Origin of the sequence: Kitasatospora sp. NPDC050543 (assembly GCF_044457565.1) — a bacterium.
Classification (GTDB): Bacteria; Actinomycetota; Actinomycetes; order Streptomycetales; family Streptomycetaceae; genus Kitasatospora.
In genome coordinates this window covers 17,980-40,721 of the sequence record NZ_JBITGZ010000044.1, presented here as the reverse complement: position 1 = coordinate 40,721, position 22,742 = coordinate 17,980, and the positions used below count along the sequence as shown (strand labels likewise).

Genomic DNA, 22,742 nt, shown 5'->3' with positions numbered 1-22,742 from the left:
GCCGTCCCGCCCGGATCGGTGGGGCGGCGCCATGTCCCTTCGGAGGGGTAGACTTGCCTTCGTCTGGCCGGACGCATGTCCGAGCACGCCCGGAACGCACCTGCGTGGGCTGCCGCAAGCGAGCGGCCAAGCACCAGCTGTTGCGTGTCACGGCGGTGGAGGGCGTCTGCGTCCCCGACCCCCGTGGTGCAATGCCGGGCCGGGGCGCACACCTGCACCCCGATCCGACCTGCCTCGACCTCGCGGTCCGCCGCCGGGCGTTCCCCAGGGCCTTCCGGCTCCAGGGCGTGCTCGGCACCGAGCGGCTCCGCGAGTACATCGAGGAGCGGGCTGGCGGCACCCCGGCGACCTGAGGCTTCCCTCAGGACCGCCTGGAGGGGAACGCCGCCCGTTACGGCCGCCGCCCGCGGCGGAGAACCACCGCAACAAGCACAGCGCGCGTGTATCCGCGCGCCGTGCCACCAGTCAGGTACCTCGCGATGTTGGAAGTAGGTCGAGATTGCGATGAGCACTCGATGAGTACGCGATGAGTACGCGATGGGTACGCCCATGAAGTAGCGACAGTCCGGCGGACGATCACCCCGGACTCATAGACAGGAGTGAAGTGGCTAAGGTCCGGGTTTACGAACTCGCCAAGGAGCTTGGCTTGGAGAGCAAGGCCGTCATGGCCAAGCTCACCGAGCTCGGTGAGTTCGTCCGTTCGGCGTCCTCGACCATCGAGGCGCCGGTCGTACGCAAGTTGACTGACGCGCTGGGAGTGGCCCCCACGGGTGGTTCCGCTGCCAAGCCTGGCCCGCGGAAGCCCGCGGCGCCCCAGCCCGCCGGCGGCCCCGCCGCCGGTGCGGCCGCACCCAAGCCGGGTGCCCCGACCCCGGGTCCGCGCCCTGCCGCGACCCCGGGACCTCGTCCCACCCCGGCCGCCGCGGCTCCCGCCGCCCCGGCCGCCCCCGCCCCGGCGAAGCCGGCCGCCGCTGCTCCGGGCCCGCGCCCGGCGGCGCGTCCCGCCGCCCCGGCGGCCCCGGCCGCTCCCGCGGCCGAGTTCTCCTCGCCGGCTCCCGCCGGTGACGCCCCCGCCGCTGCGCGTCCGGCCGCCCAGGCCCCGCGTCCGGCTGCCGCGGCTCCCGCCGCCGGCAGCGGTGCCCGTCCGGGCCCGCGTCCGGCCGGTCCGCGTCCGGGCAACAACCCGTTCACCTCGGGCAGCGCCACCGGTATGGCCCGCCCCGGCGACCGTCGTCCGGCCGCGCCGGGCGCCGCCCGTCCGGGTGCCGGTGCTCCCGGTGCCGGTGCCCCCCGTCCGGGTGGCGACCGTCCGCGTCCCGCCGGTGCCCCGGGTGCCGACCGTGGCGCCCCGCGTCCCGGTGGCGACCGTCCGCGTCCCGCCGGTGCCCCGGGTGCCGACCGTGGCGCCCCGCGTCCCGGTGGCGACCGTCCCCGTCCCGCCGGCGCCCCCGGCGCCGGTGCGGCCCGCCCCGGTGGCGCCCCGCGTCCCGACGGCATGCCGCGTCCGGCCGGTCCGCGTCCCGGTGGGCCCAGCCCGTCCGGTATGCCGCGTCCGAACCCGGGCATGATGCCCCAGCGTCCGGCCGGTCCCGGCCCGCGTCCGGGCCCCGGTGGCCGTGGCCCGGGTGGCCCCGGTGGCCGTCCGGGTGGTCCCGGCGCCGGTGCCGGTGGCGCTCGCCCCGGCTTCGCCGGCCGTCCGGCCGGTCCGGGCTCGCGTCCGGCCGGTGGCGGCTTCGGCGGCCCGCGCCCGGGTGGCGCTCCCGGCGGTGGCGGCGGCTTCGGCCCGCGTCCCGGCGGCTTCGGCGGCCGTCCCGGCGGCCCGGGTGCCCGTGGCGGCACGCAGGGTGCCTTCGGTCGTGGCCCGGGCGGTCGCCCGGCTCGCGCCCGTAAGTCCAAGCGCGCGCGTCGCCAGGAGTACGAGGCCATGCAGGCCCCGTCCGTCGGCGGTGTGATGCTGCCTCGCGGCAACGGCCAGACCGTTCGCCTGTCGAGCGGCGCCTCGCTGATGGACTTCGCGGAGAAGATCAACGCCAACCCGGCCGCGCTCGTCTCGGTGATGTTCAACCTCGGTGAGATGGTCACCGCGACCCAGTCGGTCTCCGACGCCACGCTTCAGCTGCTGGCGGACGAGATGGGCTTCGTCCTGGAGATCGTCAGCCGTGACGACGAGGACCGCGAGCTGCTGGAGTCGTTCGACATCGACTTCGGTGCGAACGAGGGCGACGAGGACATGCTGGCGGCCCGCCCGCCGGTCGTCACCGTCATGGGTCACGTCGACCACGGTAAGACCCGCCTGCTGGACGCCATCCGCAAGTCCAACGTGGTGGCCGGCGAGGCCGGTGGCATCACCCAGCACATCGGTGCGTACCAGGTCGCGACGACGGTGAACGGCGAAGAGCGTCCGATCACCTTCCTCGACACCCCGGGTCACGAGGCGTTCTCCGCCATGCGTGCCCGTGGTGCCAAGTCGACCGACATCGCGATCCTGGTGGTCGCGGCCAACGACGGTGTCATGCCGCAGACGGTCGAGGCGCTTAACCACGCCAAGGCCGCGGGTGTGCCGATCGTGGTCGCCGTCAACAAGATCGACGTCGAGGGCGCGGACCCGACCAAGGTCCGCGGTCAGCTGACCGAGTTCGGTCTGGTGGCCGAGGAGTACGGCGGCGACACCATGTTCGTCGACATCTCCGCGCGCCAGGGTCTGAACATCGACCAGCTGCTGGAGGCGGTCGTCCTGACCGCTGACGCCTCGCTCGACCTGCGGGCCAACCCGGAGCAGGACGCGCAGGGTATTGCGATCGAGGCCCACCTCGACAAGGGCCGCGGCGCCATGGCGACCGTCCTGGTCCAGCGCGGCACGCTGCGCGTCGGTGACTCGATCGTGGTCGGCGACGCCTACGGCCGCGTCCGCGCCATGCTGGACGAGAACGGCAACAGCCTCGCCGAGGCCGGCCCGTCCCGTCCGGTGCTGCTGCTCGGTCTGACCTCCGTGCCCCGCGCCGGCGACAGCTTCATCGTCGTCGACGAGGACCGCACCGCGCGTCAGATCGCCGAGAAGCGCTCGGCCCGTGACCGCAACGCCGCCTTCGCGCAGCGCCGGGTCCGGGTGTCCCTGGAGGACCTGGACAAGGCCATCGCAGCGGGCGACATCGAGCAGCTCAACCTCATCATCAAGGGTGACGTCTCCGGTTCGGTGGAGGCCCTTGAGGACGCCCTCGTCAAGCTCGACGTGGGCGAGGAGGTCGAGCTCCGGATCCTGCACCGCGGTGTGGGTGCGATCACCGAGTCCGACGTCAACCTGGCGATGGGCTCCGACGCCATCATCATCGGCTTCAACGTGCGCGCCGAAGGCCGTGCCCGTACCGCGGCCGACAAGGAAGGCGTGGACGTCCGGTACTACTCGGTCATCTACCAGGCGATCGAGGAGATCGAGTCGGCCCTCAAGGGCATGCTCAAGCCGGAGTACGAGGAGGTGCGCCTCGGGTCCGCGGAGATCCGCGAGGTGTTCCGTTCCTCCAAGTTCGGCAACATCGCGGGTGTCATCGTCCGCGAGGGCCTGCTGCGCCGCAACGCCAAGGCCCGCCTCATCCGCGACGGCAAGGTCGTGGTGGAGAACCTCACCATCGAGGGTCTGCGCCGCTTCAAGGACGACGCGACCGAGGTCCGCGAGGGCTTCGAGGCCGGTGTGACCCTGGGGTCGTTCAACGACATCAAGGTCGAGGACGTCATCGAGACGTACGAGATGCGCGAGAAGCCGCGCGCGTAAGCGAGTGGCTGCCCGGGGCCGGTCGGCGGGAATTCCCGTCGACCGGCCCCGGTGTCGCTGTGTAGGGTCCTCGTACATCAGCCCGCTCGCGGGCTGCTCTCCGAGGCCTCCAGGTCGGCGTGACCTGTCATACATGTTCGTGGGAACACTCGCTTTCGACCTTCTGCTGGGCGACGTCCACTCGCTCAAGGAGAAGCGCTCGATCGTGCGGCCCATCGTGGCCGAGCTGCAGCGCAAGTACAGCGTGTGCGCGGCGGAAGTAGGGAACCAGGATCTGCACCGCAGGGCCGAGATCGGCGTTGCGGTGGTGTCCGGCGACGCCGGGTTCGTCACCGAGATCCTGGACAGCTGTGAGCGGTTGGTCGCCGGCCGCCCCGAGGTGCAGTTGCTCTCCGCCAGGAGGCGCTACCACGGCGACGATGATTGAGATCCGTGGCGAGGGCGCGAAGTCGCCACTCTCACACAGATCAGGACCGAGAGCGCCCACAAGGCTGGGCGCGGGCCGGTACGTTGGGGCATGGGCCCCCACGGGTGGGTTGTTGACCCGAGTACCGAGCCCACTGCACGAGGAGGCAACGTGACCGACAACGCTAGGGCGCGCAAGCTCGCCGACCGCATCCAGGTGGTGGTCGCCGAGACCCTGCAGCGGCGGGTCAAGGACCCGCGGCTGGGTTTCGTGACCATCACCGACACCCGGGTCACCGGCGACCTGCGCGAGGCCACCGTCTTCTACACGGTCTACGGTGACGACACCGAGCGGCAGGCCGCGGCCGCGGCGCTGGAGAGCGCCAAGGGCATCCTGCGCAGCACGGTCGGCAAGGAGACGGGGGTGCGCTTCACCCCGTCGCTGACCTTCGTCGCCGACGCCCTTCCGGACAACGCCCGGAACATCGACGACCTGCTGGACCGCGCCCGGCAGATCGACGCGGCGGTGCGCACCACCGCGGCGGGCGCGACGTACGCCGGCGAGGCGGACCCGTACAAGGTCCCGGCCTCCGAGCGTGACGACGAGGACGAGTAGTCATGGCGGGTGAGCCGGCGAAGGCCGGTTCGTCGGGGGCATCCTCCACCAGTACGGTGGAGGGTGCCCTCGCGGTGCTTCCGGGCCCGCGCGCCGAGGCGCCGGCCTTCGAGCTGGAGTGGCAGCGCGTCGTGGCGGAGATCGGCCGGGCCGCCTCGATCGACGTGATCTGCCACATCTGTCCGGACGGCGACGCGCTGGGCTCGGCACTGGCGGCCGGCATCGCGCTGCGCTCGCTCGGCCACGAGGTCCGGGTCTCCTTCGGCGACGACCCGCAGATCGTCCCCGAGTCGCTCGCCTTCCTCCCGGGCCAGGAGCTGATCGTCCCGGCGGACCAGGTGCCGGACGTCCCCGAGCTGGTGCTCTGCTTCGACGTGGCCTCGGAGGGGCGGCTCGGGCTGCTCCACGACAAGGCCTTCGCGGCGCCCGCCCTGGTGGTGATCGACCACCACGCCTCCAACCCCGGCTTCGGCACCCACCAGCTGATCGACCCGGGCGCGCCCGCGACCGCCGTCCTGGTGGACGAGCTGCTGCGGCGCCTGGACGTGCCGCTCGACCAGGATCTCGCCACCTGCCTCTACACCGGCGTGGCGACCGACACCGGCTCGTTCAAGTACGCCGCCACGACACCCGCCACCCACGAGCTGGCCGGGCGGCTGCTGGCCACCGGCATCCGGCACGACCTGATCTCCCGGCAGCTGTGGGACACCTCCTCCTTCGGCTACCTCAAGGTGCTCGCCGGCGCGCTGGAGCGGGCCGTCTTCGAGCCGGAGGCGGCCGGGGGCCTCGGGCTGGTGTGGACCTGGGTGCCGTACCAGGACCTGGCGCTGTTCAGCGTCACCGTCGAGGAGATCGAGGGCCTGATCGACATCGTGCGCCGCCCCGCCGAGGCCGAGGTCGCCCTCGTGCTCAAGCAGGACCCGGACGGCACGCTGCGCGGCTCCTCGCGCTCCAAGGGCGCGGTGGACGTCGCCCGCGCCTGCGCCGAGTTCGGCGGCGGCGGGCACATCTTCGCGGCCGGGTTCTCCACCCGGGAGGACGTCGCGGCCACCGTGGCGAGGTTCCGGGCGGCGCTCGGGCCTGTCAGTTGATCATTCTCAGAGAAATGAACCGATGAAGCGCAAGGGAACCGGCCCCGACGGCCTGGTCATCGTCGACAAGCCGGAGGGCATCACCTCGCACGGGGTGGTGGCCAAGATGCGGTGGCTGGCCGGCACACGCAAGGTCGGGCACGCGGGGACGCTGGACCCGATGGCCACCGGCGTCCTGGTGATCGGCGTCGAGCGGGCCACCAGGCTGCTCGGGCACCTGATGCTCACCGCCAAGACGTACGAGGCGACCATCAGGCTCGGCCAGGACACCGTCACCGACGACCGGGAGGGCGAGGTCACCTCCTCGGCCTCGGCGGCCGAGGTGACCAGGGAGGCCATCGACGCCGGGATCGCCCGGCTGACCGGCGAGATCATGCAGGTGCCGTCCAAGGTCAGCGCCATCAAGATCGACGGGAAGCGCTCCTACACCCGGGTGCGCGAGGGCGAGGACTTCGACATCCCGGCCCGTTCCACCACCGTGTACTCCTTCACCGTCCAGGACCGGCGCACCGCCGTCGCCGAGGACGGCACGCCCGTCATCGACCTGGACGTCACCGTGGAGTGCTCCTCCGGTACCTACATCCGGGCGCTGGCCAGGGACCTCGGCGCCGGGCTCGGCGTCGGCGGCCACCTCACCGCGCTGCGCCGCACCAGGGTCGGCCCGTACGGGGTCGAGTCGGCGCGGACGCTGGAGCAGCTGGAGGAGCAGCTGGAGGTGCTGCCGATCGGTGATGCCGCCACGGCCGCCTTCCCGCGCTGGGACATCGACGCCGAGCAGGCCAAGCTGCTCTCCAACGGCATGCGGCTGAAGGCCCCCGGGCTCGGGGTGGACGGGCCGATCGCGGTCTTCGGCCCCGAGGACCGCTTCCTCGCGCTGGTCGAGGAGAAGGACGGCAAGGCCAAGCCGGTCGCCGTGTTCGTCGGCTAGCCCGCCCGCTGCCCGCACTGTGAGCCCCCGTCGATCGGCGGGGGCTCACACCTGTCCGGGGCCACTCTCACCCGCACGAGCGAGCGCGCGAGGTGAAGGACGGTGGTGAGCGGCGCGGGAGGGGTCGTGCGGGCGCAGCGGCGGGCAGGCTCCCGGGCGGCTGGCACGGCGGCCGTGAGCGGCCCCTCCGGGGCCCGCCCGGCCCTGCGGGGAAGGCGGCGCGATGGCGGGTGGCCCGGAGGGCGCGGCGGAACACGGCCGCGCGCTGCTGCGGATCCGCGCACTGGACGGCCGACTGCGCGGGCTCGGCTTCCTGGCCGACCCGCAGGGCACGGTGCTCACCGCACACGAGACGGTGGCCGGGCTCGAACGGCTGGTGTTGCACACACCCGGCGGCCAGACCCGGGTGCTGGGTCCGGACAGCGTGCACCCACTGCCGGAGCAGGGCCTCGCCCTGCTGCGCACCGACGGCGTCGGCGGGCTGCCGGTACCCGCGCTGTCGATCGCCGCGCCCGCCACCGGGCGGCCCGTCCTGCTGCCGCAGCTGCCCGGCGACGACCAGGAGCGGCCGGTCCTGCTGGGCGGCGCCCTGCTCGGCACGGGCACCGGGCTGTACTCCTGGGAGGACGGCTTCCACCTGGTGGAGGGCGTCCTGCTGCTCGATCTGCCGCTGCCCCATGCGTCGCTCACCCCGGGCACGCCGGTGCTGGACGCCGAGAACGGCGCGGTGCTGGGTGTCCTGGCGCCCGGGCTGCGCAGCCCGCAGCGGGCCGGGGCGGTGGCGGTGGCGCCCTGGCTCGCGGCGGCGGGCGGCGGCTCGCCCGTCCTCGCGCAGCTGCTGGGACGCAACGCGGCGGGTGTCCCCGGCCACGGGCGGGCGCTCAACCTCGGGGGCGTACTGCAGCTGGCCTCCGCCCAGCTGGGCGCGGCCGGCGCCGGCCCCGGGCGGATCGCCGACCTGGCGGCCGACCGGGTCGACCGGCCGGACGGCCTGACCGGGGAGGAGCCGCAGGCCCTGGTCACCGCGCTGGTCGGGGCGCCCGGCAGCGGCCGCAGCACCGAGCTGGCCGCGCTGGCCGTCCGGCGGGCGGGTGGGCCCCGGCCGCTGCCGACGCTCTGGCTGCGCGGCGCGGACCTGCGGCCGGCCGACCGCTCGCTGGCGGACGCCGTCGGGCGGGCCCTGGAGCACGCCGCCGGCCTGCTGGCCGGTCAGCTGCCGCCCACCGGGCCCGAACCGCAGGCCGCGCCGGCCGCCCGGCTCTGCGCGGCCGGGCAGCGGCCGCTGCTGGTGGTCCTGGACGGCCCCGAGGAGGCGCCCCTGGCTGCGGGCGGGGCCTGGCTGCCGGCAAGCGTCCAGTGGCTCCAGGAGTGCGGGGCGCGGCTGCTGACGGCCTGCGGCCCCGAGCTCTGGGAGCAGCTGGCCGCCCAGCTCGCCGCCGCGCCGGCGCCCGCGTCGTCGGCCGGCGGTACGGCCCCGGAGCAGCCCGTGGTGCACCGGCTCGGACCGCTGCCGGAGGAGGCCGCCGACCGGGCCCGGCGCCGCTACGGCCTGCCGGTCGGCTGGCTCGCCCCCGCCGACGCCCGCCACCCGCTGGCGCTGCGGCTGGCCGGGGAGCTGTGGGCGGAGGGCGTACGGGGTGGTGCGCCCGGCCGGGCCGAGCTGTTCGAGGCCCGGCTCGACCTGGGCTGCCTGCGGGTCGCCCAGCGGATCGCGCAGGGTGAGCAGCCGCGCCGGCCGGGGGCGCACCGCCGGGGCGGGCAGCGCGGGCCGGGCGCCGACCACGGCCGGGTGCGGCGGCTGGCGGCGGCCGTCGCGGGGCGGCTGCACGAGGCGGCGCGGCGGACGCTGGGGCCGGGCGAGGGCGGGCTGGCCCGGGCCGACTTCGAGGAGCTCTTCCCGGTGGCCGGGGGCTGGGCTGCCGCGGTGCTGGCGGAGCGGCTGTTCGTCCCGGCCGGGGCCGGGTACCGGCCGGCGCACCAGGAGTCGGCCGACTGGTGGCAGGGCCTGCACCTGGACCTGGACGAGGCGCTGCGGCTGCTGCTCGCGGAGGAGCAGGACGCCTGCCCCGCCTGGTGGCCCGGCGCGGGCCCGGAGGCGGCCCGCCGGCCCGCTGCCACGCCGGGCGCTGCCACGGCCGGTGTGGCGCGGCACCGGATCGGTCCGGTGGTGGCCGCGTTGCGCCGGCTGGGCCGGACCTGGGGCGCGCCCGCGCTCGACCCGTGGCTGCACCGGATCTGGCGGGCGCTGGACCTCAGGCCCGCCGGGAGTGAGCCGGCCTGGTGGGCCGGGCGGCTGCTGGCGGCGGGGCTCGCCGCGAGCCCGGATCCGGCGGAGCACCGGGCGCTGCTGGAGCAGCTGGCCGAGCGGATCGCCGAGCGGGCGGGCGTGACCGGCGGGTTCGGCCCGGGCGGCGAGGCGGGCTTCGCCGGGTTCGGGCCCGGGTTCTGGACGGAACTCGGGCTGCCGCCGGCGCTGGAACTGGACCTGCTGCGCCGGCTGGCCCGCGCCGACGGGCCCGGGCAGCCGTTCCTCGGCGCGGTGGCCGGCCGCCTGCGCGTGGACGCGCCCGGCGTCCTGCCGCTGCTCTGCGCCTGGCTCGCCGACTCGCGGAGCCTGCCCGCCCTCCCCGGCCGCAGTGTCGCGGACCTCGCCCACGACCTGCTGTACGCCCATCGCGCGCTCGCCCTGGACGATCTGACGGAGTGCCTGGCCGACGCCGCGCACCCGCGGGCCGACGCGCTGCTCGGCCTGCTGGCCGCCGAGGAGCCCTCGGCCCTGTGCCGGGCGGTCGACCGCTGGAGCCACGACCCCCGCCCCGAGCGCCATGTCGCCGCCGCGGTGCACGCGCAGCACGCGGCTCCGCACGCGCGGGGGCAGGGCCCGGCGCTGCTCAGGTTCACCGCACAGGCGCTGCTCGCCAGGGAGGACGAGCCGGCGCTGCACGGCGCCGCGCTCGCGCTGCTGGTGCTCGACCGGGAGACCCGCGGCCGGTACCTGCCCGACGCACTGGCGGCCTACGGGCGCGCGGACCCCTTCGTCACGGCGGCGGTGCTGGCCCCGGCGCTGGAGAGTGATCCGGAGCCGGTGCTGGCGGCGCTCGGGCAGCGGCCGGCCGGGCCGGGAGCGGAGGTCGCCCAGGTGCTGCGGGTGCTGGCGGGGGCAGTGGCGCCCGCGGCCTGCCGGCGGGGCGTGGTGCTGGTCGGGCGGCTGCTGAGGGAGCGTCCGGAGCTCGCCGCGCTGATCGCCGCCGAGTACCTGGAGCGCCGGCTGGAGCGTGAGCCGCCCGCCGCGGGCACCCGCGCCGAGCTGCGGACGCTGCTGGAGGGCGAGCCGGCCCGCGGCTCGGCCGTCGTGCGACGGGCGTTCGCGCGGGTGCTGGCCACGCCGGGGCAGGCGCTGCGCCGGGAGCTGCTGGAGTCGCTACTGGCGGCCGAGCGCGATCCGCTGGTGCTGACGGCCGTTCTGGAGCGGCTCGCAGACGACGCCGAGCGGCACGAGAGCGGCTGGCTGCGGGCGGTGGTGGCCCGGGTCGGCGCCGTGCTGGCCACGGCGGACGAGGAGCTGCTGCGCTGCGCCGGGCGTTCGGCGGCGTTCGCCGAGCTGCTCGCGTGGTGGCCGCCGGACGCCGGGCTGCCGGCCCCCGGCGGCCCGCTGGTGGCGCGGATGCGGGGTCTGGTGGTGGCCGGGCGCGACCCGCAGGAGGCCGCGGCGCGGGCCCGCCGCCCGGCCCGCGGGCCCGCCCGGGCCGCAGCTGGGATTCCGGTGCCGGAGCAGGGCCGGGCGCATGGCACGCTATAGGGGTTCAGGTTTGAGCCTTTGAGCGTGCTGAGGGTACGCGTCGTACGGAACAAGGAGCGGTCAGGGTGCAGCGCTGGCGTGGCCTGGAGGAGATTCCCGGCGACTGGGGACGCAGCGTCGTCACCATCGGTTCGTTCGACGGGGTGCACCGCGGGCATCAGCTGATCATCAACCGGGCGGTGGCGCGGGCCCGGGAGCTCGGCGCCAAGGCGGTCGTGGTCACCTTCGACCCGCACCCGAGCGAGGTCGTCCGCCCGGGCAGCCACCCGCCGCTGCTCGCCCCGCAGCCGCGGCGCGCGGAGCTGATCGAGGCGCTGGGGGTGGACGCGGTGCTGGTGCTGCCGTTCACGCTGGAGTTCTCCCAGGAGTCGCCCGAGTTCTTCGTGCAGCAGGTCCTGGTGGACGCGCTGCACGCGCGGCTGGTCATCGAGGGCCCCAACTTCCGCTTCGGCCACCGGGCGGCCGGCAACGTCGCGCTGCTGGCCGAGTTGGGCCGGTCCGCGGACTTCGAGGTCGAGGTGCTGGACCTCCAGGTGCGCGGGTCGGCGGGCGACGGCGAGCCGTTCTCCTCCAGCCTGGCCCGTCGGCTGGTCGCGGCCGGTGACCTGACGGGCGCGGCCGAGGTGCTGGGCCGTCCGCACCGGGTGGAGGGCGTGGTGGTGCGCGGCGCACAGCGCGGACGGGAGCTCGGCTACCCGACCGCCAACGTGGAGACCGTCCCGCACAGCGCGATCCCGGCGGACGGGGTGTACGCGGGCTGGTTGACCGCGGGCGGTGAACTGATGCCCGCGGCGATCTCGGTGGGCACCAACCCGACCTTCGACGGCACCACCCGCACGGTGGAGGCGTACGCCATCGACCGGGTGGGCCTGGACCTGTACGGGATGCACGTCGCGGTCGACTTCCTCACGTACCTGCGCGGCATGGAGAAGTTCGACTCGATCGAGGCACTGCTGGAGCGGATGGCGGATGACGTCAAGCAGGCCCGCGAGCTGACCGACGTCGCCGCCGGCTGACGGCGCGGGCGCGGGGAGGCCGGCCCGGCCGGCCTCCCCGGGCACCCGGGCACGAGGACACCACAGCGGAAGGGCCCGCCGACAGCGATGTCGGCGGGCCCTTCCGCTACTTGCTACTGCTGCGGCTGCTGGGGCGGGGCGGGCGGGGGGTAGCCGTAGCCGGCCGGCGGGGGCTGCTGGCCCTCCGGCGGCGCCGGCGGGTAGCCGTAGCCGCCCTGCTGCGGGGGCTGTTGCTGCTGCTGCATCCACTCCTGCGGCAGCGGCTGGGCGCCCGGGGCGGCCTGCTGCTGCGGGTAGCCGTACCCGGCCGGGGGCGGCGGTGCCTGGCCCGGCTGCGGGGCCCAGGGCGCACCCGGGGCGGGCTGGCCCGGCTGCTGCGGCGGGTAGCCGCCTTGGCCGGGCTGCGCGTACGGCTGCTGGGGCTGGCCCGCCCACTCGCCCGGCTGCCCCGGCTGGGGCTGGCCCGGGTACTGCGCGGCGGGGGGCTGCTGCTGCCAGCCGCTCTGCTGGGCGGCACTCTGCTGGGCCCGGATGATGTCCTCGCCGACCAGGGTGGCCAGCTCGAAGTAGGCCTCGCGGACCTTGGGGCGCATCATTTCGAGGTTGACCTCGGCGCCGGCGGCCAGGCTCTCGTCGAAGGGCACCACGACGACGCCGCGGCAGCGGGTCTGGAAGTGCGCGACGATGTCCTCGACCTTGATCATCTTGCTGGTCTCGCGCACCCCGGAGACCACCGTGATGGAGCGCTGCACCAGGTCCGCGTAGCCGTGCGCGGAGAGCCAGTCCAGCGTGGTGGAGGCGCTGCTGGCGCCGTCCACGCTGGGGGTGGAGACGATGATCAGCTGGTCGGCGAGGTCCAGCACACCGCGCATTGCGCTGTACAGCAGGCCGGTGCCCGAGTCGGTCAGGATGATCGGGTACTGCCGGCCGAGGACGTCGATGACCTGGCGGTAGTCCGAGTCGTTGAAGGTGGTCGAGACCGCCGGGTCGACGTCGTTCGCCAGGATCTCCAGGCCCGAGTGCAGGTCCTGCGAGGTGAACTGACGGATGTCCATGTAGCTGCGCAGGTGCGGGATGGCCGTCACCAGGTCGCGGATGGTCGCGCCGGTCTGGCGCTTCACCCGGCGCCCGAGCGTGCCCGCGTCCGGGTTGGCGTCGATCGCGATCACCTTGTCCTGGCGCTCACTGGCCAGGGTGGCCCCGAGCGAGGTGGTGGTCGTGGTCTTGCCGACGCCGCCCTTGAGGCTGATCACGGCGATCCGGTAGCAGCTCATCACCGGGGTACGGATGATCTCCAGCCTGCGGGCGCGCTCGGCGGCCGCCGCCTTGCCGCCGAACTCGAAGCGGGGCTTCTGCCGCTGCTGCTTCGGCTGGCTGCGCAGCAGCCGGTCCGAGGACAGCTCGACGGCGGCCGTGTAGCCGAGCGGCGCGCCGTGCGCGACCTGCTGCGGGGACGCGGCCGGCTGGAAGGCCGCCGGGGCCTGCGGGACGGCCTGCTGCGGGAATCCGCCCTGCTGCTGCGGGGGCTGCTGGTAGGCGGCGGGCTGTGGCCAGCCGCCCTGGCGCGGGTCGACCGGCTGGCCGGGCGCGGGGGCCGGCGCCTGGGCGGGCTGCTGCTGCGGGGCCCACTGGCCGGGCTGCTGCTGGGCCTGCTGCTGGGCCTGCTGGGCCTGCGGCGGGTACGGCTGCTGCTGGAGCGGCGGCTGCGCCTGCTGCGGCGGGACCTGGTACTGCGGCTGCCCCGGCTGGGGCTGGCCCGGGTACGGCACGGCCTGGGCCTGCTGCTGCCCCGGGTACGGCTGTGCGGCGGCGGCCTGCGCAGGGTCGCCCTGGTACGGCGCGGCCTCGGCGGGCGCCCACTGCTGCCCCGGCGCGGGTGCCGGCGCCTGGGCCGGCTGCTGCTGGGCCTGGACGGGGGCGGCCTGGACGGGCGGCGCCTGGGCGGCCTCCGGCATCGGCATGGCCTGCGGCGCGAGCGGCGCCGCGTGCTCCACCGGGGCGACGGGCGCGGGAGCGGGCGCCGGCGCGGGGGCGGACTGAACGGGCGCGGCGGGCGGCGCGGCCACCGGGGCGGCGGCCTGCGGTGGCACCGCGCCGGGCGCCGGCACCGGCTCGGCCGGGGGCGCCGCCGCCGTGGGTGCCACCGGCGCGGCGGCGACCGGAGCCGGGGCCTGCGCGGGTACCTGGACCGGAGCCGGCGCCTGCTGGTAGGCCTGCGGCTGCTGCGCGTGCGCCCCTGCGCCGTCCGGCGAAGGCGCGGCCGCGGTGCCCGTCTCGGTCTGGGTGTACCAGGACGGGGGAGTGTAGTCGGGGGCGTCGGACCAGTCGTCGTCGTCCTCCGCCGCGTTGTCGCCGACGTAGACGCCGTCCCGATCGCTGCTCAACTTGGGCTCCCTCGTATTCGCCGCCGCTGTTCGCGGTGCCGTTGCGCATCAAGACTAGGACGTGATTCGCCGCCCGTTGAAGGCGGAGTCTCATCTTCTCCGGTGCCCACCCCTCTTCGGGGTGAACACCGGGCCGGTCCGACGCGCCAGCGCCGCGTCGGTCAGTCCATCCGGCGGGGGCCGCCAAGGACCTGCTGTTCCGCCTGGCCGGGAACCGTCCTGACGTACTGCCGCCGCACCCGGGTCGCCCAGAGCGTGATGTCCTCCCCGAGCGTGGGCAGCGAGGTCACGTCCTGGTCGCCGAGCGAGAGCACCCGTCCGACGAGTTCGGCCTCCTGCGGGGAGATCCGCTGGATGCCGACCAGGTCGGCCGCGTTGAGCACCCGGGCGGCGTTCGGGCCGAGGTAGGGGAGCAGCGTCAGGGTGGTCTGCCAGGGGGCGGCCGAGAGCCGGCTGCGCGGCGGGCGGGCGCCGAGGTCGCGGACGACCAGGACGGGCGAGGCCACCGAGGCGCCCTGCGGGCCGAGCCGGCCGACCTGGTGGACCGTCACGCAGGGCTGGCCGCCGCCGGCGGCCTGCGCCATCGGGGCCCAGATCTGCGGACGGCCGCTCTCCACCGCGATGCGGGCGCCGGTCGCGGCGGCCCGGAGCGCGATGATCTGGGCCGTCCAGACGCCGCCGACCAGGACGAGGTCGTAGGCGGTGGGCCGGAACAGGCCGAGCACGGCGGGCTGCTGCTGGGGGTCGGCGCCGATGACCACACCGTCGTCGCCGACGGGGAACGCCATCGCGCCGAGGTCCTCGGTGGTCAGTACGTGCTTCTCGCGCTTGGGCCCGCGCAGCCCGAAGCCGGGCAGCAGCCGGGGCCTGGTGCGGGTCTGCTCGGCGCCGGACTGCGGAGCGGGGGCGGGGTAGGTCTGATAGGCCATCAGGAAGTCCCTCCCAGGGGCAGCGTGGCGAGCAGGCCGGGTGCCTGCTCCAGGTCGAGCCGGGACAGGCCCAGGCCGGCGCTCTGTGCGCGGGCCTCCACCAGCCGCCCGACCTGGGCGACCTCGCTCTCGCTCCGGCCGGTCACCCGGACGTGTCCGCTGATCGCCACCGAGCCGCCGGTGCCCCGGCCGGCCGTCAGGCTGAAGGTGCTGGCGAGCGCCGGGGTTCCGGTGACCAGGTTGACCAGGTCGGGCGCGGCGATCCGGCCCGGGGTGCCACCGGGGCGGGTGAGCTGCGGCCACTTGGAGATCCAGTACGTGCTGTGCCAGCGGTCGTCGATCCGCCAGAACTTGGTGCTCTCCTGCGTACGGCGGTTGCTGCCGCCGCCACCGCCGGTGCCCTGACGGCCCGCCACGGCGATCGGGTTGGCGCAGGCGGAGATGGCGAGCGCGGCGATCAGCTCGCGTTCGTCCAGCGCGGTGGCGGTGAAGCCGGCGCCGTTGAGCCGACCGGCCAACTGGTCGGTGACCCGCTGGAGCGCCTTGCGGGCGCCCTCCTCGCCGCCGCCGCGGGCGAGCACGGCGGTCGCGGCGCGCTCCGGGTCGAGCTTCAGCGCGACCCAGGTCAGCCGCAGACCGGGCGTGGCCACGCCGTCCGCGAGCTCCTGGTAGGCGCGGGCGGCGAGCGACTGGTCGGGCAGGTGCGGGGCCGGCGCGGGCTGGGTGTGCTGCACCAACTGCACCGACTCCAGGGCGATGTCGTCCACCTGGAGGGCCGAGCAGATGACGTCCAGCGGCAGCGGCAGGGCGGTGCGCGCCGGGCGCAGCGGCTGGTCCTTTGCCTGGACGAGCAGCACCGAGCTGAGGAAGGTGCCGTCACCCACCATGCCGGTCTCGCGACGCATCGCGCGGCCGCCGATGTCGGTCTCGCTGGCGTGCGTGCAGGTACGCAGCGCGGGCTCCAGCTCCAGCGCGGGCGCCAGGCCCGGGTCGGTGCCGGCCGGCGGGACATTGGCCTGGGCGTTGCGGCGGCGGGCCTTGAGGGCCGCGCGCACCCGCAGGGCCTCGGGGATGGTCCGCCCGCGCAGCGGGATCAGGGCGATCGCGACGAGCACCACGGCGGGCACCGCGAAGGCGCCGGCGACCGGCTTGCTGATGGTCCAGCCGACCGCGACCAGCGCCACGGCGACCTCGATCAGCACCAGTTGCTGGAGCTTCAGCCGGCCGCCGAGCAGGCCGGGCCGGGGGTGGACCCGGACGGGTACGGGCGCGCTGGGCGCGCCGGCGCCGGTGGCGCGGCCCGGTTCGGGCTGCCCTCCGGCGCGTCCGCCCCGGCGGCTGCCGCGGGTCGGGCCCGTGCCGTGCGATGTACTGCGTCGCCCTGGAGCGGTCTGGCTTGGCATCCCCCGAGTGGCCCTCTCTGATCAGATATCGCGGCCCGGTTGGCCGGTCCGCGAACCGTACCCGTACCGTACTCACCGTCTGCTGCCGCATCGTAGATGGTTCGCCGTGGTCCTCGCCCGGCGGGTGGCAGACTGCGGACGGTCCGGGCCTTCCGGGGGCGCACCATGACTGCCGGTCACACCGCGGCCGGGCGGTTCACACAGCACATGTCGGTCATACAGGGGAGACGACGAGAGCATGGCATCACGCCGGGACGAGCTGAACGCCTACACCTTCGCGCGCAAGCGCACGGTAGGCGCCTTCCTGCTGCCCAGTGGCGGCGGCAGCGACGAGGACGCGCCGCGGCCGTTCAAGGCGGTGATGCCGAGCATCGTGGTGGGGGCCCTGATCTGCGGCGGATTCGGCCTCTGGGGCGTCATGAGCCCCAGTGCGCCGGTGGGCTGGGACAGCGGCAAGAACATCATCCAGGGCAAGAAGTCCACCACCCGGTACGTGGTGCTGACGGACCCGGACGGCAAGACCAAGCGGCTGCACCAGGTGCTGAACATGTCCTCGGCCCGGCTGGTACTGCCGGTGGACGCCAAGGTCGTCGTGGTGTCGGACGACGTGCTGGACGCGTACAAGAACCACGGCCCGATCATCGGCATCCCGTACGCGCCGGACAAGTTGCCGGCCCCCGCCAAGGCCAGCCAGCCGATGAAGTGGTCGGTCTGTGACCGCCCGGGTGCGGACACCAAGGGGGACACGGTCAGCGAGGCGGTGTTCGTCGCGGCGGGCGCCGAGGCCAAGAACCTCGCGGCCAAGGACCGGATGCTGGACATCGGCCAGACGCTCTTCGTGCAGGAGAGCGACGGACAGCAGATCACGAGTCAGCAGGGCGGCACCGGCCAGCCCGGCCAGAGCACGCAGCCGCCGAAGGGCAACCAGAGCACGGTGAACCTCTACCTGGTGGACGCGCGTGGGGTGAAGTACCCGGTCGGTGACACCCAGGACTCGATCGACACCAAGACCGACCTGGCCAACGCGCTGTTCGGGACGGGGGCCAAGCCGCAGAAGGTGAGCAAGGAGTGGCTGAAGACGCTGCCGACCAGTAGCAAGCCGATCTCCTTCCCAAACCTGGGCAAGGGCTTCGACCCGAAGGCCACCGCGCCGAACTCCAGCGTCCAGCTCGCGAACCCGGAGGACCGCAGGGTGGGCCGGGTGCTCAAGTCGGACGACAAGTACTTCGTCGTCGGGGCCGACGAACTGATCGCGATCACGCCGTTCCAGGCCGAGCTGATCCGCCGCAACCCCGCCATCGGTCCTCTGTACAAGGGCAACCCGACGCTCACCGATCTGAGCCCGGCCGAGCAGTCCAAGTACGGCCGGGGGACGGTCGAGGAGAACAAGCTGAACCTGCCGACCGACTGGCCGAAGGAGCAGCCCAGCAAGCAGGTCAACGACCTGGGTGCGCCCAAGGGTCCGCGCAACGTGGTCTGCAGCACCTTCGACGGCATGGACGCGGACGGCAAGACCGTCAAGCGCAGCATCTGGGCTTGGTCCGAGTACCCGGCGCAGTTCGGTGTCGGCTCCGGCACCGCGCACGTGACGGCAGGTTATGGCCTGTTCTACCGCGCGATGGACGCGGCGGTGGGCGGCTCCGGCAGCGACTTCCTGATCACCGAGACCGGGCTGCGCTACTCCGTACCGTCCAACGACGACGGCGGGAAGGGCAAGGACGGCAAGACCCAGCCCTCCCAGCAGCCCACCCAGGCAGCCCCGTCGGCGGCCCCGCAGGGCGGGCAGGGCGGGCAGCCGGAGATCGGCGGAGCGCAGGCGAGGCTCGGCTACAAGGACATCCGGCCCACCCTGGTACCGCGCGAGTGGTCCGACCTGGTGACGCCCGGTTCGGTGCTCAACACCAAGAGCGCAGCTCAGGAGCGCACGTCCTGATCGTCGGTCAGGTAACAGATGTAGCGCCGGTGTCATCATCCGGTAACTACCGGGCTCCCGGTGTTGGGTGACGTGCGCTCGCCTACTACAGTGCTGGAAGACATCACGAACCGTGGTGTCCACGGGGGGCCGTGCATGAGGTCGCCCGGACAACATTGTCTGTCTCATGGGGGACGGTAGATCATGGCTGGTCAGTTCACGACGACCGCTGAAGAGATGGTGGCTTTCGCCAAGCACATGGAGGAGGTCAGCAACCAGGTGCAGGGCGAGCTCAAGAAGCTCGACTCCCTGGTCAGCTCGATCGCTTCCGGCTGGAAGGGCCAGGCCGCTACGGCCTACCAGAACCTTCAGAACCGGTTCAACGAGGATGCTCGCGGGCTGAACGAGGCGCTTCAGGCCATCCAGCACGCGATCGAGGCCACCACCAAGGCCTACTCCGCAACCGAGGCTGCGCAGCAGTCCGCGATCAGCGGGATCGCCGGCGCGCTCTGAGCGCCCGTCCGAAGCGCATCCGCTACTCGCACGCAGGCCCCCTGAGGGGCCGCCTCGATTCCTTGACTAGGAGACAGCATGTCCGAAATTCTCGTTAGCTTCGCCACCGTCTCGGGCGCCGGCTCCGAGGTGCGCCAGGTCGCGGCCACCATCCAGGCCCAGCTCGACGAGCTGAAGGCCGGCGTCACCAAGATCGCCGCCAGCTGGCAGGGTGTCGCCCAGGAGGGCTACCAGGCCCACCAGGCCAAGTGGGACTCCAAGGCCGCCGACCTCCAGCAGGTCCTCGGCCAGATCGCGCACTCGCTCGAAGAGGCCGCGAGCAGCTACCAGAGCACCGAGAACAAGAACAAGGCCATCTGGGGCTGATTCGGTGCCCACCCCGTAGGGGGTAGGCCCAACTCCGCTGTACGGGGCGGGCGTCCGACAGGGCGCCCGCCTCTGGCGCGCACGGGAGCCGCGCCCTCCGGCCCGGCCGGAACAGCTCCCGCTGGGACACGGGTGGAAAGCATGAGGGGTGGCAGGGTGTCTGTGGCTTGGTACCGGAGGACGAGCGCCGCGCTGGCCGCGCTCACGGTGGTCGGCACGCTCGCCGTGACACCCGCCCACGCCGAGTCCGACCCGCCCTCGCCCATCGTGCGCTGGTCCCCGCTGAGCATCGCGGCCTCCGGCGAGTGCACCCGGCCCGGTCCGAACGTCCCGGGCACGCCTTGGGCCCTGCAGCGCGTCGTGCTCGACCAGGTCTGGCAGTCCCAGGGCGGGAAGGCCACCGGCGAGGGCGTGCTCGTCGCGGTGATCGACACCGGCGTGGACAAGTCCAACCCGCAGCTGGGCGACAAGGTCGAGGACGGCAAGTCGCTGCTCAAGGACAAGGAGGGGAAGCCGGTCGGCGGCACCGGCTTCGACGACAACGTCGGCCACGGGACGAAGGTCGCCGGCATCATCGCGGCCTCGGCGAGCGATGCGACGGGCTTCGTGGGTCTCGCCCCGAAGGCCCGCATCCTGGCGATCCGCCAGAACGACGCCGAGGGCAACGGCGACGTCACGAGCCTGATCGAGGCCATCGACCTCGCGATCTCGCGCAAGGCACAGGTCATCAACATCTCCCAGGACGTCAGGGGCGGTGGCGAGACCGGCAACTTCAAGGGCTTCGAGCTGTTGCAGGCGGCCCTCGAGCGGGCCGAGGCGGCCGGCGTCGTCGTGGTGGCCTCCACCGGCAACGACGGCAAGGAGGGCAACACCTACCCGGCCGCCTTCGACACCGTGCTGTCCGTCGGCGCCTCCGACCGCAACAACGAGCGGGCGCTGTTCTCGCAGTACGGCGAGTTCGTCAAGGTCGCGGCCCCGGGCGTGGACATGCTCTCCACCGTGCCCGGCGGCGGCCAGTGCGTGGACAACGGCACCAGCTTCGCCGCCCCCTACGCGGCGGGTGTCGCGGCGCTGGTCATCAGCGCCTACCCGGGTCTCAAGCCGGCGCAGGTCCGGGCCAGGATCGAGCAGACCGCCCAGCGCGTGAAGCTCGACCACGACGCCTACATCGGCTGGGGAGTGGTCGACCCGCTGAAGGCCGTGACCGGTCCGGCCCCCACGGCGGCGAGCGCCGTCCCCGACGCGCCCGTCAAGCTGGCCTCGGCGCCCATCCTGCCGCAGCCGCTCGGCCTCGGTGAGACCCAGGCGGACCGCGACCGGCGCACCGCGACGTACGTCCTGGCCTCCGGCGCCCTGCTGGTGGCGCTCCTCGCGGGCGGCGCCGTCGTGATCCGGGACAGCCGCAGGCGTTCGGAGATCTGACCGATCCGGCTGTAACGTCCTGCCCCGCCCGACGCATCGAATAGATGTCAGGGAGGACAAACGGGGGGCGTGGGGATGGGGCGGGTCAGTGCGGCACGAGAATCCAGGGACGGGGAGTTCCTGGAGCTGGTCTCCGCTCGCGCGGGCCAGCTCTACCGCTCCGCCTGCCTGCTGACCAGCGGTGACACCCACCTCGCCGAGGACCTCGTCCAGGACACGCTCGCCAGGATGTACGTGATCTGGCGCCGCAGTGCCTGGACGCCCGGCAAGGCCCGGATCGAGAACCCCGGGGCGTACACGCACACCGTCCTGGTCCGCACCTTCCTCGCCCGTCGCCGGCTGCGCTCCAGCGGCGAATACCCCACCGGGGACGTCCCCGAGCGCGAGACGCGCGAGGCCGACGCGACGCTGCGCCTCACGCTGCTGGAGGCGCTCGGCCGGATGGCGGCCGGTGACCGGGCGGTGCTGGTGCTGCGCTACTGGGAGGACCGCAGCGTGGAGGAGACGGCCGAGGTACTGCGCCTGAGCCCGGGCACGGTCCGGACCCGCTCCAGCCGGGCGCTGGCCCGGCTGCGCAAGCTACTGGGCGACTCGCTCGGCGAGCTGGCCGCCCGCTGAACCCGGGGACCCGGCCGCCCCGACTCCTGCCCTGGCACACCGCCGACCCTGGCACCCGCAGCACCTCGCGCTCCGCACAACCGGGACCTCGCACAACCCGGCGCTCCGCAGAACCCGGCACCCCGCCGAGCCGCGCCGAAGCGAACCGCGCCGGATCGACCGGCGTCGAGGCGAAGCGCACTCCACCGACCCCGCGACCACGGACAGGGTGATCACGCATGCCCGCAGACGACAAGTTCGAAGACGACCTTCTCTACGCCATCTCCCGCACCGCCGAGGGCTTCCGGACCGAGCAGGCCCCGCTGCTGGCCGGCGGCGTCGCTCGCGGCCGCCGCCGCTGGCGTCGGCGCTCCGCCGCGGCCGTCGCCGCGGGCGCGAGCGCCCTGGCGCTGGCCGGTGCCGGCGCGTTCTACCTGAGCGGCGGCAGCAGCGGCCAGGGGCACGGCGGGGACGCCGGCACCGTCACGGTGGCCGCGGGGTCCGGCTCCAACGGCCTGCCGGCCACCGGCGGCGGGGCCACCGTCGCCGCGGCGGCGTCGGGCCCCGCGGGCGCCGTCAGCGCCGAGGAGATGGTGGCCGCCCTCAAGGCGCTGCTCCCGAAGGGCGAGGCGACCGTGGACTTCAGCCGCGGCAGTGCCGGCGGCGCGGACCGGCCGAGCGGGGTGCCCGGCGTCGGCCTGGTCTTCGACGACGGCCACGGCAAGTCCTACCTCTCGCTGGCCGTCTCCAAGCACACCGAGGAGGAGCTCGCGCGCGGCGGGCACGACTGCCCCGACGCCAAGCTGACGGGCGCCGACAGCTGCACCACCAGCACCCTGGCGGACGGGTCCGAGCTGATCCTGCTCCAGGGGTACGAGTACCCCGACCGCCGCGCGGACACCAAGGCGTGGAGCGCCACCCTGGTGGGCAAGGACGGCCGGCTGGTCGAGCTGACCGAGTGGAACGCGGCCGAGGAGAAGGGCGCGCCGGTCAGCCGTCCGACGCCCCCGCTGACGCCCGCCCAGCTCGGTGCCGTGGTCAGCGACAAGGCCTGGGACAAGGTGGTGGCCGCGCTGCCGGCCCCGCAGTCGCGGCCCGCCACTCCCGCCGGCCCCGGCAAGGAGTACTCCAAGGAGGACATCCTCGGAGCTGTCGCCAAGCTGCTGCCCGCCGGGCTGACGGAGACGGAGACCGGCGGCCAGGACGGTTACGCCAACTTCGTCCTGAACGACGGCAAGGGCAAGAGCATGGTGGAGATCAACGTCCAGGACTGGAGCAGGGATCTCGACTCGTTCAAGAAGGGCGACGGCAAGGCTCAGACCATCGAGCAGATCTACCAGGGCGGTAAGAACAGGACCGCCGACGGCACCATGTACGCCATCAGCACCGACAAGGACAAGAACGGCGCCGACCGGTGGACGGTGGACGCCCTGCGGCCCGACGGGCTGCGCGTGGTGATGGCCGCCTACAACGGCCCCAGCCCGGTCAGGCCCGCGACCCGGGCCAAGCCGGTGCTGACGGTCGAGCAGATCCAGGCCATCGTGACCGACCCGGTGTGGAAGTTGAAGCGGTAGCCCGGCGCGAACACGGCGGTG

At 74.2% G+C, this 22,742-nt stretch carries 17 protein-coding genes; 14 read left to right on the top strand and 3 right to left on the bottom strand.

Annotated elements, in window-relative coordinates; translation table 11 throughout:
* The first annotated feature begins 53 nt into the window (after positions 1-53).
* The 8 genes from ACIBH3_RS32455 to ACIBH3_RS32420 all read left to right on the top strand — a co-directional run bounded on the left by ACIBH3_RS32455 (position 54) and on the right by ACIBH3_RS32420 (position 11,621).
* Positions 54-353 (top strand): YlxR family protein, encoded by a 300-nt coding sequence (locus ACIBH3_RS32455; RefSeq protein ID WP_396315696.1) that lies wholly within the window; start codon positions 54-56, stop codon positions 351-353.
* A 251-nt stretch (positions 354-604) separates the two neighbouring features.
* Positions 605-3,766 (top strand): translation initiation factor IF-2, encoded by a 3,162-nt coding sequence (gene infB, locus ACIBH3_RS32450; protein WP_396315695.1) that lies wholly within the window; start codon positions 605-607, stop codon positions 3,764-3,766.
* A gap of 133 nt (positions 3,767-3,899) precedes the next feature.
* The gene (locus ACIBH3_RS32445) at positions 3,900-4,193 is read left to right on the top strand and encodes a DUF503 domain-containing protein (RefSeq protein ID WP_396315694.1); all 294 of its coding nucleotides are present in this window, start codon (positions 3,900-3,902) and stop codon (positions 4,191-4,193) included.
* Positions 4,194-4,343: 150 nt separating this feature from the next.
* Entirely contained in the window at positions 4,344-4,787 is a 444-nt protein-coding gene (gene rbfA / locus ACIBH3_RS32440; RefSeq protein ID WP_396315693.1) for a 30S ribosome-binding factor RbfA, read from the top strand.
* Between the two features lie 2 nt (positions 4,788-4,789).
* Entirely contained in the window at positions 4,790-5,878 is a 1,089-nt protein-coding gene (locus tag ACIBH3_RS32435; protein WP_396315692.1) for a bifunctional oligoribonuclease/PAP phosphatase NrnA, read from the top strand.
* 22 nt (positions 5,879-5,900) lie between these two features.
* Positions 5,901-6,806, top strand: a complete 906-nt coding sequence (truB, locus tag ACIBH3_RS32430; RefSeq protein WP_396315691.1) for a tRNA pseudouridine(55) synthase TruB — start codon at positions 5,901-5,903, stop codon at positions 6,804-6,806.
* A gap of 223 nt (positions 6,807-7,029) precedes the next feature.
* Positions 7,030-10,605 carry a serine protease gene (locus tag ACIBH3_RS32425; protein WP_396315690.1) on the top strand — a complete coding sequence of 1,192 codons (3,576 nt, stop codon included), beginning with the start codon at positions 7,030-7,032 and terminating at the stop codon, positions 10,603-10,605.
* Positions 10,606-10,670: 65 nt separating this feature from the next.
* The gene (locus ACIBH3_RS32420; protein ID WP_396315689.1) at positions 10,671-11,621 is read left to right on the top strand and encodes a bifunctional riboflavin kinase/FAD synthetase; all 951 of its coding nucleotides are present in this window, start codon (positions 10,671-10,673) and stop codon (positions 11,619-11,621) included.
* Between the two features lie 113 nt (positions 11,622-11,734).
* Here the strand turns inward: ACIBH3_RS32420 and ACIBH3_RS32415 are convergent, their stop codons facing one another.
* From ACIBH3_RS32415 to eccE, 3 genes are all read right to left on the bottom strand, one after another.
* The gene (locus tag ACIBH3_RS32415) at positions 11,735-14,005 is read right to left on the bottom strand and encodes an AAA family ATPase (RefSeq protein WP_396315688.1); all 2,271 of its coding nucleotides are present in this window, start codon (positions 14,003-14,005) and stop codon (positions 11,735-11,737) included.
* 161 nt (positions 14,006-14,166) lie between these two features.
* Positions 14,167-14,934 carry a hypothetical protein gene (locus tag ACIBH3_RS32410; RefSeq protein ID WP_396315687.1) on the bottom strand — a complete coding sequence of 256 codons (768 nt, stop codon included), beginning with the start codon at positions 14,932-14,934 and terminating at the stop codon, positions 14,167-14,169.
* Positions 14,934-16,337: a type VII secretion protein EccE gene (gene eccE / locus ACIBH3_RS32405; RefSeq protein WP_396315686.1), complete on the bottom strand. Its 1,404-nt coding sequence runs from the start codon at positions 16,335-16,337 to the stop codon at positions 14,934-14,936. The genes ACIBH3_RS32410 and eccE overlap by 1 nt, the downstream gene beginning before the upstream one ends.
* A 238-nt stretch (positions 16,338-16,575) precedes the next feature.
* Between eccE and ACIBH3_RS32400 the strand changes: the two genes are divergently transcribed.
* From ACIBH3_RS32400 to ACIBH3_RS32375, 6 genes are all read left to right on the top strand, one after another.
* A complete protein-coding gene (locus tag ACIBH3_RS32400; protein WP_396315685.1) occupies positions 16,576-18,270 on the top strand; it encodes a type VII secretion protein EccB in 1,695 nt (564 codons plus the stop codon).
* A gap of 183 nt (positions 18,271-18,453) precedes the next feature.
* Positions 18,454-18,762, top strand: a complete 309-nt coding sequence (locus ACIBH3_RS32395) for a WXG100 family type VII secretion target (protein ID WP_396315684.1) — start codon at positions 18,454-18,456, stop codon at positions 18,760-18,762.
* A 78-nt stretch (positions 18,763-18,840) separates the two neighbouring features.
* Positions 18,841-19,128, top strand: coding sequence for a WXG100 family type VII secretion target (locus tag ACIBH3_RS32390; RefSeq protein ID WP_396315683.1), 288 nt, complete (start codon positions 18,841-18,843; stop codon positions 19,126-19,128).
* Between the two features lie 156 nt (positions 19,129-19,284).
* Positions 19,285-20,550, top strand: a complete 1,266-nt coding sequence (gene mycP, locus ACIBH3_RS32385; RefSeq protein ID WP_396315682.1) for a type VII secretion-associated serine protease mycosin — start codon at positions 19,285-19,287, stop codon at positions 20,548-20,550.
* Between the two features lie 75 nt (positions 20,551-20,625).
* Positions 20,626-21,168 carry a SigE family RNA polymerase sigma factor gene (locus ACIBH3_RS32380; RefSeq protein WP_396315681.1) on the top strand — a complete coding sequence of 181 codons (543 nt, stop codon included), beginning with the start codon at positions 20,626-20,628 and terminating at the stop codon, positions 21,166-21,168.
* Positions 21,169-21,386: 218 nt separating this feature from the next.
* Positions 21,387-22,721 (top strand): hypothetical protein, encoded by a 1,335-nt coding sequence (locus tag ACIBH3_RS32375; protein WP_396315680.1) that lies wholly within the window; start codon positions 21,387-21,389, stop codon positions 22,719-22,721.
* Positions 22,722-22,742 lie beyond the last annotated feature (21 nt).